The sequence below is a fragment of the Caballeronia temeraria genome, from assembly GCF_001544795.2.
In the GTDB taxonomy this organism is placed as follows: domain Bacteria; phylum Pseudomonadota; class Gammaproteobacteria; order Burkholderiales; family Burkholderiaceae; genus Caballeronia; species Caballeronia temeraria.
The window spans coordinates 338726-353299 of record NZ_FCOI02000002.1; the positions used below are offsets into that span (position 1 = coordinate 338726).

Consider the following 14574-nt stretch of genomic DNA (forward strand, 5'->3'; position numbering starts at 1 on the left):
GCCGATCGATCCTATGCGCTTTGTCCCTTCCGGCTTGTCTCTTCCTTCTGTTTCCGTTCGTGCCAAAACCGCTCTCGTTCTGCCCGCCATGCTGGCGGCAGCGAGCGCTTTTGCTCAAGTTCCGCCGCCCGACGTGACCGCCCATTCGTGGGTGCTCGTCGACGCCACCAGCAATCAGGTGCTCGCGTCCGGCAATCCCGACGAGCGTGTCGAACCGGCATCGCTCACCAAGCTGATGACCGCGTATCTCGTCTTCGACGCACTCAAGTCGAAGAAGATCAACATGGACCAGACCGTCATGCCGAGCGAGGCCGTGCGCCGCGTGCGCACCGACGAGTCGCGCATGTTCATCGAGGCGAACAAGCCCGTCACCGTGCATGACCTCGTGTACGGCATGATCATTCAGTCGGGCAACGACGCGGCCATCGCGCTCGCGGAACTCGTCGGCGGCAGCGAGGGCAACTTCGTCACGCTGATGAACGCGGCGGCGAAGCGCATCGGCATGAAGCACACGAATTTCGCCGATGTGAACGGCATGCCCGATCCGAACCACTACACGACCGCCGGCGACCTCGCCGTGCTGTCCACGCGCCTGATCCGCGACTTCCCCGAGTACTACAGCATCTTCTCGGTGAAGGAATTCACGTACAACAAGATCAAGCAGCCGAACCGCAACCGCCTGCTGTGGCTCGATCCGACCGTCGACGGCCTTAAAACCGGCCACACGAAGGCCGCTGGCTACTGCCTGATCGCGACGGCGAAGCGTTCGCTCGTTGGCGTGCCCGACGCGAGCCGCCGTCTCGTCGCCGTGATGATGGGCGAGCCGAAAGAGCACAACCGCGTGCAGGACAGCCTGAAGATGCTGAACTACGGCTACACCGCGTACGACGCGGTGCGCCTGTACAAGGCGAATCAGGTGATCGAATCGCCGCGCGTGTACAAGGGCGCGGCCGACAGCGTGCAGGCGGGCGTGTCGACGGATCAGTACATCACCGTGCCGAAGGGTCTGGGCGACAAGATCAAGCCGACCGTCACGCACGACAACCTGATCGTCGCGCCGATCAAGAAGGGTCAGCAGATCGGCACCGTCAAGATGATGGCCGACGGCAAGGAAGTCGCGGGTTTCCCGCTCGTCGCGCTGCAGGACGTGCCGGAAGCGGGCATCTTCGGCCGCCTGTGGGATTCGGCGCTGCTGTGGTGGCAGAAGCGTAAGTAAGGAGCCTGCGATGACCCAAGCCGAAGCATTCGATCCAACGGTCTATCTGAACGGCGAGTGGGGACCGCTTTCCGAAGCGCGCATTCCCGTGCTCGACCGCGGTTTTATCTTCGGCGACGGCGTCTATGAAGTCGTGCCGCTCTACGCGCAAGCCGATGGCGCGCGACTTCCGTTCCGGCTCAGGCAGCACCTCGCGCGGCTGAACCGGAGTCTCGGCAAGATCCGCATCGACAATCCGTTCGACGACGCCGGCTGGCGCGCGCTGATCGATCGCGTCATCGCGGAGAATGCGGGCACGGGCGACGCGCTCGTCTACATTCAGGTGACGCGCGGCGTCGCGAAACGGCGCGGGCACGCGTTTCCGGCGGGCATCACGCCGACCGTGTTCGTCATGCTCGGCCAGCTCGTGTTCCCGAGCACGGCGGATCGCGCGCGCGGCGCGGTGGCCGTCACCGCCGAAGACAAGCGCTGGCTGCATTGCGACATCAAATCGATATCGCTGCTCGGCAACGTGCTGATGGCGCAGCACGCCGCCGAAAACAACGCGCTCGAAACCATCCAGTTGCGCGACGGCTTGCTGACCGAAGGATCGTCGTCGAATGTATGGATCGTGAAGGGCGGCACGCTGCTCGGCGCGCCGCGCGGCCCGCGCATTCTCGAAGGCATCCGATATGGGCTGATCGAGGAACTGGCGCGCGAGGCGGGCATCGCGTTCGAGGAGCGCGACATCACCGAAGCCGAATTGCGCTCCGCCGACGAAGTCATGATCAGCTCCGCGACCAAGGAAGTCATGCCGATCACGACGCTCGACGGCAACAGCGTCGGCGACGGCCGCCCCGGTCCGGTCTATGCTGCACTGTACGACGCCTACCAGCGGGCCAAAGCGCGCGAGTTCGCCGAAGAGGCCGAGCGCGGCAAGTGAAGGAGAGCATCATGACTGACAAGCCACAATCCACCGATCCGACCGAGAGCGCCAAGCACAGCGCCGACGAGCTGTTCGATTTCCCCTGCGATTTCCCGATCAAGGTCATGGGCAAGACGCATCCGGAATTCCACGACACGATCGTCGATGTGCTCAAGGCATTCGACAAGGATTTCGACGCATCGCGTGTGGAAGCGCGTCCGTCGTCGGGCGGCAACTACACGGGTCTTACCTGCACCGTGCGCGCGCAGAATCGCGCGCATCTGGACGATATCTATCGCGCGCTCACCGGCCATCCGATGGTCAAGGTAGTGCTCTGATCTCGCAGGGCGCATCGCACACGGCCGGCGTGCGCTCGTAGAGCAGCCTGAACTGCTCGGCTTCATCGAACACCCACGTTCTGAACGCCTGTACGCGCTTCGACTGCAGAAGCGCCGCCGGACACACGAAGTAGTACTTCCAGGGACTCGGGCCGTCGACATTGAAAAGCCGCACGAGCCGTCCCGAGAGGATTTCCTGCATCGCGAGCGACCGGCGCACGAGCGCAATGCCTTGCCCGTCGATGGCCGCCTGCAGCAAGTTCGACGAATCTTCATATAAAACGCCGCGCTTCGGCTCGGGCAGATCGGTGAGCCCGGCGGCGTCGAACCACGGACGCCAGAGTTCGTCGTCGGAGCGCAAGAGCGGCAGCGTCGCGAGATCGCGCGGCACGCGGGGCAGCGCGCCGCCGCGAAAATTCGGCGAGCACGCCGGAAAAAAAACCTCGTCCAGCAGTTCCTCCGTGTGCAGGCCGGCGTACTTGCCGTAGCCGAAGCGCAGCGCCACGTCCGCGTCGTCGCGATTGAAGTCGATGAGCGTGGCGGTCGTCAGCAATTCCAGATCGACATCCGGATGCTGCTCGATGAATCTGCCGACCCGCGGCGTCAGCCAGCGCGCCGAAAACGACGGAATCGTCGATACGATCAGCCGCCGGTCCCGATCGCCGGAACGGATGCGGCGCGTCGATTCGGCCAGCGCGAGCAGCGCCGCGCGCACTTCGGCTGCGTACTGCCGGCCGCGATCGGTGAGACGCACGCGTTTGCCGTCGCGCGCGAAGAGCGAGACGCCGAGCTCCGCCTCCAGCGCGCGAATCTGATGACTGACCGCGCCGTGCGTGACGAAAAGCTCGTCGGCGGCGCGGGAAAAGCTCTCGTGACGGGCGGCGGCCTCGAAGGCACGCAGCGCGTTCAGGGCGGGAAGCTGGCGGAGGTCCATATGGATGGTCGGCGGTGTCGTTGTCAATACAGCTCACATAGCGGTGAAAATTGATCGTTTTGCCTGATGCCTTGCCACGCCTAGGATTGTAGTCATCGAAACGTTCCCTTGGCGGAGTCGATCATGCGAGAAATTTCAACAAGCGTCACCTTCGAAATCAAGCCTGGCGAAACGGTGCCGATGCGTATCGCGCGCGGCACGCGCCTCATGGTTCACGGCAGCCCGGTCTGGGCGACGCGCAGCAACGATATCGAGGATTACTGGCTCGTTCCGGGCGACAACCTCAAGTTGCGCGAACGCGAGCGCCTCTGGCTTTCTGTCGAAGGCGACCGTCCGGCCTATGTCGTCTTCACGATCCTGCCGCGTTGCGACGAGCGCGCAATGCACTGGGTTTCGACGCGCATCGAGCGCCTCGCGCAGCGTTTCCGCTCGGGCTGGCGGACCGTCTGACCCCGTCTGACCCCAAGTATTCGTATTTGCCATCGGAGGCATGCGAATTCACCATCGGCGGGCATGGGCCTATTTCGGTAAACTAACGGCACCATGTCCGCCACACCGCTCGCAGTTTCACAAGAATTTCAAGACGCGCCCGACACCGTGCTCAGTTCCGGTGAGTTTCCGGTCGCGTTGCGCTGGCGCGGCCTCGAGCCGTACAACCAGAGCTTCGACGCGATGCGCGCCTTCACCGACGCCCGCACGCCAGACACGCAGGACGAAATCTGGCTCGTCGAGCATCCTCCGGTGTTCACGCTCGGTCTTGCCGGCGATCCCGCGCATCTGCTTCTCGCCGAAAGCGGCATTCCGCTCGTCAAGGTGGATCGCGGCGGACAGATCACGTATCACGGGCCGGGACAGATCGTCGCTTATCTGCTCATCGACCTGAAGCGGCGCAAGCTGATGGTGCGCGAACTGGTTCGGCGCATCGAAGAGGCCGTGATCGAAACCCTCGCGACGTATAATCTGGCGACCGACCGCAAGGCCGGCGCGCCCGGCATCTACGTGGCGCCGCATCCTCAAGGCGCGAACGATCGTACTCGGGCGCACGAAGGCGCGAAGATCGCCGCCCTCGGACTCAAGATTCGCAACGGCTGCAGTTACCACGGCGTGAGTCTCAACGTGCGCATGGACCTGCAGCCCTTCCTCGCAATCAACCCGTGCGGCTACGCGGGGCTCGAAACGGTCGACATGGCGACGCTCGGCGTCGCGGCCGACTGGCGCGACGTAGCTCTCGTGCTGGCCGAACGGCTGGCACTTCAAATCGGCGGCCTCCCCGCAATTGCCGCTGCAACAACCGGATCGACCGAATGACTGACGCAACCGCAAACCTGGCTGGCGATACCGCCGCTTCTGCTTCGTCGCCCACCGCTTACGACGCCACTGCGAAGCAGAAGGCGCAAGCGAAGACGTCGCGAATTCCGATCAAGGTCATCCCGATCGAGAAGCTGAAGAAGCCGGACTGGATCCGCGTGCGCACCGCGACGGGCAACTCGCGCTTCAACGAGATCAAGAAGATCCTGCGCGAGCACAGCCTGCATACGGTGTGCGAGGAGGCGAGCTGCCCGAACATCGGCGAATGCTTCGGCAAGGGCACCGCGACGTTCATGATCATGGGCGACAAGTGCACGCGCCGCTGCCCGTTCTGCGACGTCGGCCACGGCCGCCCCGATCCGCTCGACGCGGACGAGCCGCTGAATCTCGCGCGCACCATCGGCGCGCTGAAGCTGAAGTACGTGGTGATCACGTCCGTCGATCGCGACGATCTGCGCGATGGCGGCGCCGCGCACTTCGTCGAGTGCATCAGGCAGGTTCGCGAGCATTCGCCGGAAACGCGCATCGAGATTCTGACGCCGGACTTCCGCGGCCGTCTGGATCGCGCGATCGGCATTCTCACCGCTGCTCCGCCCGATGTGATGAACCACAACCTCGAAACGGTGCCGCGTCTTTATAAGGAAGCGCGTCCGGGTTCGGACTATCACCATTCGCTGAAGCTGCTGAAGGACTTCAAGGCGCTGCATCCGGAAGTCGCGACGAAATCGGGCCTGATGGTCGGTCTGGGCGAGACGGAAGAGGAAATTCTTCAGGTGATGCGCGATCTGCGCGCGCACGATGTGGACATGCTGACGATCGGGCAGTATCTGCAACCGTCGGAGCATCATCTGCCGGTGCGGGCGTACGTGCATCCCGATACGTTCAAGATGTACGAGGAAGAGGCGTACAAGATGGGCTTCACGCACGCGGCGGTCGGCGCGATGGTGCGCTCGAGCTATCACGCGGATTTGCAGGCGCATGGGGCCGGCGTGGTTTGAGCATTGTCGGCAGTTCTGCTGGCAGGGAAAACCCACGGGCGACCGTGGGTTTTTTGTTGGGGCAGCGCTTGCGCGTCCAAAACGCTTTGGAGGAGGAACGCTGCGAGCCGATTCAGCTTTCAAGAAAGATTTGACAACCTGACGCGCGCCGCAAGCCACCGTCCAGAACCCCGGACACCCTGATTCCGGATTTCCGGAATCCCGGATTTCCCGTCGTGCGAAGCTCAAAAAAGCTCAAAAGAATCAAAAGCTTAAGCGAAACTTAAACCTGGCATCGCCCTTGCAACATAAGCGGCACGGCCCATGAGCCGCCCATAAAAGTCAAGGAGACAAGCCGATGACCCCTCTCGCATCCCAACGTCCCTGATTCCGTCGACGAAGCGGCTATCGCTTACGCGGCGCGATTCGGCATGCGCATCCCACAGATTCACCCGCGCATCCAGAATGCTTCGCACGTCAACGCTCGCCGCTGGCCGTACCTCCGCCAACTGCTTGTCATTGCCTGGAAACATCGTGAAAAAACCTATCCATAAAGTCCTGTACGTGCAGGTGATCGTGGCCATCATCATCGGTATCGCGCTCGGGCACTTCTATCCCGCGCTCGCGACCGACATGAAGCCGCTCGGCGACGCGTTCATCAAACTCATCAAGATGGTGATCGGGCCGATCATCTTCTGCACCGTCGTGACCGGCATCGCGGGCATGGAGGACATGAAGAAGGTCGGGCGCGTCGGCGGCAAGGCGCTCCTGTACTTCGAAGTCGTGTCCACGTTCGCGCTGATCCTCGGTCTCGCCGCGACGCACCTTCTGAAGCCCGGCGTCGGCTTCAACGTCGATCCGGCCACGCTCGACCACAAGGCCGTCGATTCCTTCGCGACGAAGGCGCACGGCCAGAGCACGGTCGACTTCTTCATGCACATCATCCCGGACACGCTGGTGTCGGCGTTCGCGCAGGGTGAAATCCTCCAGATCCTGCTGATCGCGCTGCTGTTCGGCTCGGTGCTCGCGCATATCGGCGAGCGCGGCAAGGTCGTGACGAACTTCATCGAGGGCTTGTCGGGCATCCTGTTCGGCATGGTCGGCATCATCACGAAGCTCGCGCCGATCGGTGCGTTCGGCGCGATGGCCTTCACCATCGGCAAGTACGGCATCGGCTCGCTGCTGCCGATGCTCAAGCTCGTCGGCACGTTCTATCTGACGTCGATCGTCTTCGTCGTCTTCGTGCTCGGCGCAATTGCGCGCATGGTGGGCTTCAACATCCTGAAGTTCGTCGCGTACATCAAGGAAGAGATGCTGATCGTGCTCGGCACGTCGTCGTCGGAAGCGGCGCTCCCGCAACTGATGCTCAAGCTCGAAAAGCTCGGCTGCTCGCGCTCGGTCGTGGGTCTCGTCGTGCCGACCGGCTACTCGTTCAACCTCGACGGCACCAACATCTACATGACGATGGCCGTGCTGTTCATCGCGCAGGCGACCAACACCGACCTCTCGTGGGGCCAGCAGTTGACGCTGCTCGCGGTGACGATGCTCACGTCGAAAGGCGCGTCCGGCGTCACGGGCGCGGGCTTCATCACGCTCGCCGCGACGCTCGCCGTCGTGCCGACGATCCCGCTCGCGGGCATGGTGCTGATTCTCGGCATCGACCGCTTCATGTCGGAATGCCGCGCGCTGACGAACATCGTCGGCAACGGCGTGGCGACGGTCGTCGTGTCGGCATGGGAGAAGGAGCTGGACCGCAGCAAGCTGAAAGCGGCGCTGTCGCGTGACGTCGACGTGACCGACGCCGAAGAAGCGAAGTCGGTTTAAGTCGCAACCGAAGCAGGAAGCGATCATGCAAGCGGCGAAGCCTCAGTCTGCGAGTGCTTCGCCGCAGTCGTTTCCGGCGCCTGATTCCCCGGGCGCGTATGACACAATGACAGATCCTCTTTCGCGGGATTCTGCTCACGTGACGCGCCGCATCCTCGTGTTTTTCGCGCTTGTCGCCGCGCTCGTGGCGTGCTGCGCGCTCACGTGGCAAATCGCGTGGCAACGCGGCATCGACGAGTTGCGGCTCAATGCCGCCGCACGCGTGGATCGCACGACGAACACGCTCAAGAGCACGCTCGACCGCTACGAATACCTGCCTTATCTGCTGTCGCGGCATCCCGTGGTGCAGAACGCGCTCGACCATCCGGACGATGCGAACGTCGAGCGCGCGAACCGCTATCTCGAAGACCTCAACGCGCGCGCGCACGCCACCGTCACGTATCTGATCCGCGCGAACGGCATCTCGGTCGCCGCGAGCAACTGGAACGCGACGGACAGTTTCGTCGGCGTGGACTACAACTTCCGGCCGTATTTCATCGATGCGATGAAAGGCGGCGTCGGCCGGTTCTTCGGCATTGGGACGATCTCGACCGAACCTGGCTATTACATCTCGCAGCCCGTGTATCGCGAGGGCACGAAAGAGATCATCGGCGTCGCGGTCGTGAAGCTGAATCTCGAATGGCTGCAGGGCGCGGATGCGTCCGAGCCGCTCATCGTCACCGACGATCACGGCGTGATCTTTCTCTCGTCGGTGCCGGCGTGGAAATATCACACGGTGCGGCCGCTGCCGCAGAACATCGAGGCGTCCGTTTATGCGACACGCCAGTACGCGCAACAAGCGATCACACCGCTGCCGATGACCATCGTGAAGACGCTCGAAGGCGGCGCGCAGATCGTGCGCGTCGGCGGAGGCGGCGGGCGGGACGGCCGCAATGCGCCGGCGTTTCTCGCGACGCATCGCTCCATCGGCGAACCCGACTGGCAACTGATCACGATGGCCGCGCTCGATCCCGTCGAGAGCGCCGCGCAGAACGCGGTCATCGTCACCGCGCTCGTCTTCGTCTCGCTGTGCCTGCTCGCGTTCTACTGGCGCATGCGCCGCGCGCGCGTGCGCGAGATGATCCGCAGCCGCGAAATGCTGCAAACCGCGTATGCCGAGCTGAATCAACGGGTCGCGGAACGCACGGCGGATTTGTCGGAGGCGAACGCGCAGCTCACGAAGGAAGTGAACGAGCGCACGCGCGCCGAACAGGATTTGCGCGCCGCGCACGACGAGCTCATTCAGGCGAGCAAACTCGCCGCGCTCGGCCAGATGGCGGCGGGCATCACGCACGAGCTGAATCAGCCGCTCGCCGCGCTGCGCAGTTTCTCCGACAACACGCGCGTGCTGATCGATCGCGGCGATCAGGCGGCGGCGCGCGAGAATCTCGAAGCGATCGCGTCGCTGACCGAGCGCATGGGCAACATCACGAACCAGTTGAAGTTGTTCGTCACCAAGGCGCGGCCGAAGAACGCGCGCGCGGACGTCGCGCGGGCGCTGCGCCAGGTGTTCTCGATGCTGCGTCCGCGCATGAAGAACGTCGTCATCGATATCGCGCCCGAACTCGCGGAAGGCCGCGCGCCTGTGTTCGTGCGCTGCGAGGATTTGCGGCTGGAGCAGGTGTTCATCAACCTGATCGGCAATGCGATCGATGCGGTCGCGTCGTGCGACAAGCCGCGCATCGTCATCGAACTGAATGCGCACGCGGACACGATCGAGCTCGTCGTGCGCGACAATGGTCCCGGCATTCCCGTCGACGCGCTGCCGAAACTCTTCGAGCCGTTCTTCACGACGAAGGAAATGGGGCAGGGCCTAGGGCTAGGGCTCGCGATTTCATCGGCGATTGCGCGCGATTACGGCGGCACGCTCGTCGCGCGCAATCGCGAGGCGCCAATCGTCGCGGACGGGCCGGAAGGCGGCACGCAGGCTGACGCCGATCATTCGCACGGCGCGGAATTCGTGCTGACTTTGAGGCGCGCGTAATACTTTGCAGAGGCAAGACATGACCACCGGTTTGCAGGTGATCTTCATCGAAGACGACGAGCTCGTGCGCCGCGCGAGCGTGCAGAGTCTGCAACTCGCGGGCTTCGACGTGACCGGCCACGGCAGCGTCGAATCCGCCGCGCGTGTGATCGACGCGAGTTTTCCCGGCGTGATCGTGAGCGATATTCGCCTGCCCGGCGCGAGCGGTCTCGATCTGCTCGCGCAATGCCGCGAGCGCGCGCCCGAAGTGCCGGTGATTCTCGTCACCGGCCACGGCGATATCTCGATGGCCGTGCAGGCGATGCGCGACGGCGCCTACGATTTCATCGAAAAGCCGTTCGCGTCCGAGCGCCTGATCGAAGCGGTGCGGCGCGCGCTGGAACGCCGCAAGCTCGTGCTGGAGAATCAGGCGCTGCGGCGCGAGCTGGCCGGCGCGGGGCAGAGCCGCATCATCGGGCGCAGTCTCGCGATCGAACAGGTGCGCCGGCTGATCGCGAACGTCGCGCCGACCGACGCCTCCGTGCTTATCAACGGCGATACGGGCGCGGGCAAGGAGCTGATCGCGCGCAGCCTGCACGAGATGTCGCCGCGTCGCGACAAGCCGTTCATCGCGGTGAATTGCGGCGCGCTGCCGGAGCAGATGTTCGAATCGGAGATGTTCGGCTACGAAGCGGGCGCGTTTACGGGGGCGCAGAAGCGGCGCGTCGGCAAGCTGGAGCATGCGTCGGGCGGCACGCTCTTTCTCGATGAAATCGAGAGCATGCCGCTCTCATTGCAGGTGAAGCTCCTGCGCGTGTTGCAGGACGGCGTGCTGGAGCGGCTCGGCTCGAATCAGCCGGTGCGCGCGAACTTGCGCGTGGTCGCGGCGGCGAAGGGCGACATGAACGAGCACGTCGCCGACGGCACGTTTCGCCGCGACTTGCTGTATCGGCTGAACGTGGTGACGATCACGCTGCCGCCGCTCAACGAGCGCCGCGAAGACATCGTGCCGCTCTTCGAGCATTTTCTCCTCGATGCCGCCGTGCGCTACGAGCGGCCCGCGCCGCTCATCACGGATCGTCAGCGCGCCGAACTGATGCAGCGCGACTGGCCCGGCAACGTGCGCGAGTTGCGCAACGCGGCGGATCGCATGGTGCTCGGCATTCTCGACGACGGCGGCGCGGCGGCCGCGCTCGATACCTCGACGCAATCGCTCAAGGAACGCACCGAGCAGTTCGAGCGTGCCGTGATCGGGCAGGCGCTGGAGCAGTGCGGCGGCGCGGTCGCGGTGGCGGCGGACCGGCTGCAACTCGGCAAGGCGACGCTGTACGAGAAGATCAAGCGATATGGCATCGCCGTGAAAGGCGAGTCGTCCGAGCGATAAAAAACCCGCTGGTTTGCAGCCAGCGGGTTTTGTGTTTTCTGGTCGATGTCGACGCGTTCAAGCCGAACCGAGCGCCTTGTCGAGCAGTTGATCCAGCTCCGCGAACGTCGGCTCGCCGACATAGCGCTTCAAGATCTTCCCGTTCTTGTCGATGACGAAGGTCGTCGGCGTCAGTTGCACGTTGCCGAACTGCTTGGCGGCGCTGCCGTCGTCCATCGCGACCTTGAAGGGCAGGTTGCGCGTCTGAGCGTAGTTGTTCACGTACATCGGCGCGTCGTAGTTCATCGCGACCGCCACGAATTCCAGGCCGCGGCCCTTGAACTTGTTGTACGTGTCGATCATCTGCGGCATTTCCTTCATGCAGGTCTCGCAACTCGTCGCCCAGAAATTGACGAGATAGACCTTGCCCTTGAGGTCGCCCGAAGTCGAAATCTTTTGTCCCGACAGCAGCGTGAAAGTCGCGTCCGGCACCTTCTGCTGGCCGCCGAAAGCGAAATAACCGGTGCACGCGATCACGCCCGCGACGAGCGTCATCACGATGTAGCGCAGCGGGCTCTTGGCGCGCGTGGATGAATCTTGCGTGGCTTGGGACATGTGGAACCTCGAATGGCTCTCCGGCGAACGGAGACTGCTGCGTATTTTAGCGCCAATTTCGGGATGAGTTCGTGACGCGCCGATAAGCCCGGCATCGCAGCGCGATAATGACGGTTTTCACGCAGTGGTTCGTCATGAAACGAGTTTTCTCCGTGTTTTCTTTCCGCCTGCCGCGCGCTGCTGCGCGTTTTCTTCCCAACTTCGCTTCGGCTAACAGACTGGTGTGCGCATCTGTCGCATGCGGCGCGTTGCTCGCGTGCACGCCGTCGTACGACTGGCGCACCGTGATGAACAACGACGACGGCTACGAGGTCACCTTGCCCGCCAAGCCGCGTTCCGATGAGCGGAAGATCGAAATCGCCGGCCAGTCGATGACGATGCGCATGCAGACCGCCGAAGCCAACGATGCCGTGTTCGCCGTCGGCACGGTCGTGCTGCCGAGCGCCGATCCGCAATTGCAGCGTGCAGCGCTCGATTTCCTGCAGCAAGGCCTCGCGCGCAACGTGAATGCGACGCCTGACGCGCGTGCGACGCAGATCGATCTTGCGGCGGGCGGCCGCGTGCTCGGTAGCGAGATCGAAGTAAAAGGAGAAGGCGGGGAAAAGCGCCAGTCGCGGACCATTCACGCGAGATTCGTCGCGCGGGGTGTGCATGTCTATCAACTGGCGATCGTGTCAGACAAGACGCCGCCGCGGGAGCAGGCCGAGCAGTTCTTTACGTCCTTCAAATTGTTTTAGAGGAAGGACTCGAATTCTGTGTGTACTGACTTAAGAAACGTCTTAGTCCGGCTGAAAGAGCCGAAGTTCCTTCGGAAGTTTACGCGCTAATCCACGGATTCGTATGGACTTTTTCCGCTATCCACAGTGTCTGTGGATAACTTTGTGGAAAACACTGTGCGGTAGCGCGCTAAAGCCCATTTCACGCGGTTTACGTTAGTTTGCCTCCGTTCGCGGCAAGTTAAATAGTTCAATAAAATCAATGGTCTGTGAAATGAGCCTAAAACCGGGGTTTGATCAGATGGGAGAAGACCCCAGATCGCTTCAGTGTGTATAAGTCAAGACTTGACAAGCACTTTTCTACCGAGCAGAGGCGGACCAGGCCGCGTCCGCGCTGGCTTCACGCGACAGTCAGCGTCCGCCGGTACTGAACGGCCTCCGCGACGTGCGACACATCCGGCATGTCCGAGCCGGCGAGATCGGCGATCGTCCGCGCGACCTTGAGCACGCGGTAGTAGGCGCGCGCCGACCAGCCGAAGCGCTCGCCCGCCGTGCGCAGCAAGGCTTCGCCTGCGGCATCGGGGCGACAGACGGCGTCGGCTTCGCGGCCGTCGAGATCGCGGTTGATCTTGCCCTGCCGCTGCGTCTGTATGTCGCGGGCCGCGGCGACCCGGCCGGCGACGACGACGCTCGACTCGCCGCGCTCCGTGCCGCGCGCCGACAATTCCGCGGGCGACAGGGCCGGCAACTCGATCTGAATGTCGATGCGGTCCATCAGCGGCCCCGACAACTTGCGCAGATAGCGCGCGGCGACGTCGGGCGAACAGCGGCATCGGCCGCCCGGATCGCCGCGCCAGCCGCACGGACACGGATTCATCGCCGCGACGAGTTGGCATGCCGCTGGGAACTCCGCCTGCTGCGCGGCGCGCGAAATCGTGATCTGGCCGACTTCGAGCGGCTCGCGTAGCGTTTCCAGCACTTTTCGATCGAACTCGGGCAACTCGTCGAGGAAGAGCACGCCGAGATGCGCGAGCGTGATCTCGCCGGGCTGCGGCGGATTGCGCCCGCCCACCAGCGCCGCCGCGCTCGACGAGTGATGGGGCGCGCGAAACGGCCGCCGCCGCCACTGCTCGGGCGTGAAGCCGATCGAACTCGCCGAAAGAATCGCGGCGGAGGTGAGCGCTTCGTCGTCGTTCATCGGCGGGAGCAGGCCGGGCAAACGCGCGGCGAGCATCGACTTGCCCGCGCCGGGCGGACCGACCATCAGCAGATGATGCCCGCCCGCCGCCGCGACTTCGAGCGCGCGGCGCGCAGCGGGATGACCGATGACATCGGCGAGATCGGCGCAAGGCGCGGCGGTTAGAGGCAACGGCGCGGCGTGGACCGGTCGCAGGCGCGCATCGGGAACGCGGTTCAGATGCGCGCAGAGCGTCGGCAAGTCCGCCGCGCCGAAGACTTCGATGCCCGGCACGAGCGCCGCCTCGGCCGCGCTCGCGAGCGGCACGTAGATTTCCGGGATGCGCGCGGCCGCATCGCGCATCGATGCGTAGTGGCGGGCCGCGCCGCAGACCATCGCGAACGCGCCGCGCATCGGACGCAGCGCGCCGGTCAGCGATAGCTCGCCGGCGAATTCGCGATGTTCGAGCGATTCGGCCGGAATCTGACCGCTTGCGGCGAGAATGCCGAGCGCAATCGGCAGATCGAAGCGGCCGGTTTCCTTCGGCAGATCGGCGGGCGCGAGATTGACGGTGATTCTGCGGACGGGGAAATCGAAGCCGCAGTTCTGCAGCGCGGCGCGCACGCGTTCGCGGCTTTCGCGGACTTCGAGATCGGGCAAACCGACGATAGAAAACGACGGCAACCCGTTGGCGAGATGGACTTCGACGACGACTTCGGGCGCGCGCCCAGGAGCGGGCGCGCGGCTGCGTACCACGGCAAGCGACATGATTTCACCTGGATCGGCGCGACGGGCACGCCGGCAATAAAACTAGAAACTCACGGCTCGCTAGCCGAGGTATGCGGTAGGGCGTTGCTGGCGCCTTAGTCTTGCGCGGCGGAGCTGCCGCCCGCGAGACGCTGCTCCAGTTGCGCGACGCGCTTTTCGAGTTCTTCCAGACGAGCGCGAGTGCGCACGAGCACCTGCGTCTGCGTGTCGAATTCTTCGCGCGTCACGAGATCCAGCTTCGAAAAGCCTTGCGAGAGCATCGCTTTCATATTCCGTTCGACGTCTTTCGCGGGCGAATTCTTGAAGAGCTCGCTCATCTTCTGCTGCAAATCATTAAAAACGTCGTTGGGCTGCTTCATCGTTTCTCCCTTCTTGCACAAAAAAAGTGCATTCATTGTTAGGTCAGTGCCCCGAAGTATCGAATGTTCGATA

At 63.7% G+C, this 14574-nt stretch carries 14 protein-coding genes; 10 read left to right on the forward strand and 4 right to left on the reverse strand.

Features of this window, described 5'->3' with window-relative positions:
• The first annotated feature begins 13 nt into the window (after positions 1-13).
• Genes AWB76_RS04070 through AWB76_RS04080 form a run of 3 tightly spaced genes read left to right on the forward strand, consistent with a single transcriptional unit; the run spans position 14 to position 2458 of the window.
• A complete protein-coding gene (locus AWB76_RS04070) occupies positions 14-1216 on the forward strand; it encodes a D-alanyl-D-alanine carboxypeptidase family protein (protein ID WP_061159014.1) in 1203 nt (400 codons plus the stop codon).
• A gap of 10 nt (positions 1217-1226) precedes the next feature.
• Complete coding sequence (locus AWB76_RS04075; protein WP_061158825.1) at positions 1227-2138, forward strand: D-amino acid aminotransferase; 912 nt, start codon at positions 1227-1229, stop codon at positions 2136-2138.
• 11 nt (positions 2139-2149) lie between these two features.
• A complete protein-coding gene (locus tag AWB76_RS04080; protein WP_061159015.1) occupies positions 2150-2458 on the forward strand; it encodes a DUF493 family protein in 309 nt (102 codons plus the stop codon).
• On the opposite strand, the gene AWB76_RS04085 is transcribed toward AWB76_RS04080, so the two are convergent.
• Complete coding sequence (locus tag AWB76_RS04085) at positions 2442-3392, reverse strand: transcriptional regulator GcvA (protein ID WP_061158826.1); 951 nt, start codon at positions 3390-3392, stop codon at positions 2442-2444. The two genes, AWB76_RS04080 and AWB76_RS04085, sit on opposite strands and share 17 nt — an antisense overlap.
• A gap of 123 nt (positions 3393-3515) precedes the next feature.
• Between AWB76_RS04085 and AWB76_RS04090 the strand changes: the two genes are divergently transcribed.
• The 6 genes from AWB76_RS04090 (at position 3516) to AWB76_RS04120 (ending at position 10887) form a co-directional block, all read left to right on the forward strand.
• Positions 3516-3842: a DUF2917 domain-containing protein gene (locus AWB76_RS04090; RefSeq protein ID WP_061159016.1), complete on the forward strand. Its 327-nt coding sequence runs from the start codon at positions 3516-3518 to the stop codon at positions 3840-3842.
• Positions 3843-3935: 93 nt separating this feature from the next.
• Positions 3936-4700: a lipoyl(octanoyl) transferase LipB gene (lipB, locus tag AWB76_RS04095; protein WP_061158827.1), complete on the forward strand. Its 765-nt coding sequence runs from the start codon at positions 3936-3938 to the stop codon at positions 4698-4700.
• Positions 4697-5698 (forward strand): lipoyl synthase, encoded by a 1002-nt coding sequence (lipA, locus tag AWB76_RS04100; protein WP_061158828.1) that lies wholly within the window; start codon positions 4697-4699, stop codon positions 5696-5698. Before lipB ends, lipA begins: the two co-directional genes overlap by 4 nt.
• 513 nt (positions 5699-6211) lie before the next feature.
• Positions 6212-7501, forward strand: coding sequence for a dicarboxylate/amino acid:cation symporter (locus AWB76_RS04110; protein WP_061158830.1), 1290 nt, complete (start codon positions 6212-6214; stop codon positions 7499-7501).
• Between the two features lie 25 nt (positions 7502-7526).
• A complete protein-coding gene (locus AWB76_RS04115) occupies positions 7527-9524 on the forward strand; it encodes a sensor histidine kinase (RefSeq protein ID WP_374729907.1) in 1998 nt (665 codons plus the stop codon).
• A gap of 19 nt (positions 9525-9543) precedes the next feature.
• Complete coding sequence (locus AWB76_RS04120; protein ID WP_061158832.1) at positions 9544-10887, forward strand: sigma-54-dependent transcriptional regulator; 1344 nt, start codon at positions 9544-9546, stop codon at positions 10885-10887.
• A 57-nt stretch (positions 10888-10944) separates the two neighbouring features.
• Here AWB76_RS04120 and AWB76_RS04125 read toward each other — a convergent pair whose 3' ends face one another.
• Positions 10945-11481 carry a peroxiredoxin family protein gene (locus AWB76_RS04125; protein WP_061158833.1) on the reverse strand — a complete coding sequence of 179 codons (537 nt, stop codon included), beginning with the start codon at positions 11479-11481 and terminating at the stop codon, positions 10945-10947.
• Positions 11482-11615: 134 nt separating this feature from the next.
• Here AWB76_RS04125 and AWB76_RS04130 point away from each other — a divergent pair, with 134 nt between their 5' ends.
• Positions 11616-12218, forward strand: a complete 603-nt coding sequence (locus AWB76_RS04130; protein WP_244173208.1) for a hypothetical protein — start codon at positions 11616-11618, stop codon at positions 12216-12218.
• A gap of 379 nt (positions 12219-12597) precedes the next feature.
• Here AWB76_RS04130 and AWB76_RS04135 read toward each other — a convergent pair whose 3' ends face one another.
• Together AWB76_RS04135 and AWB76_RS04140 are read right to left on the reverse strand one after the other, a co-directional pair.
• Positions 12598-14142: a YifB family Mg chelatase-like AAA ATPase gene (locus tag AWB76_RS04135; protein ID WP_061158835.1), complete on the reverse strand. Its 1545-nt coding sequence runs from the start codon at positions 14140-14142 to the stop codon at positions 12598-12600.
• A 95-nt stretch (positions 14143-14237) separates the two neighbouring features.
• A complete protein-coding gene (locus AWB76_RS04140; RefSeq protein ID WP_061159017.1) occupies positions 14238-14501 on the reverse strand; it encodes an accessory factor UbiK family protein in 264 nt (87 codons plus the stop codon).
• Between the last annotated feature and the right edge of the window lie 73 nt (positions 14502-14574).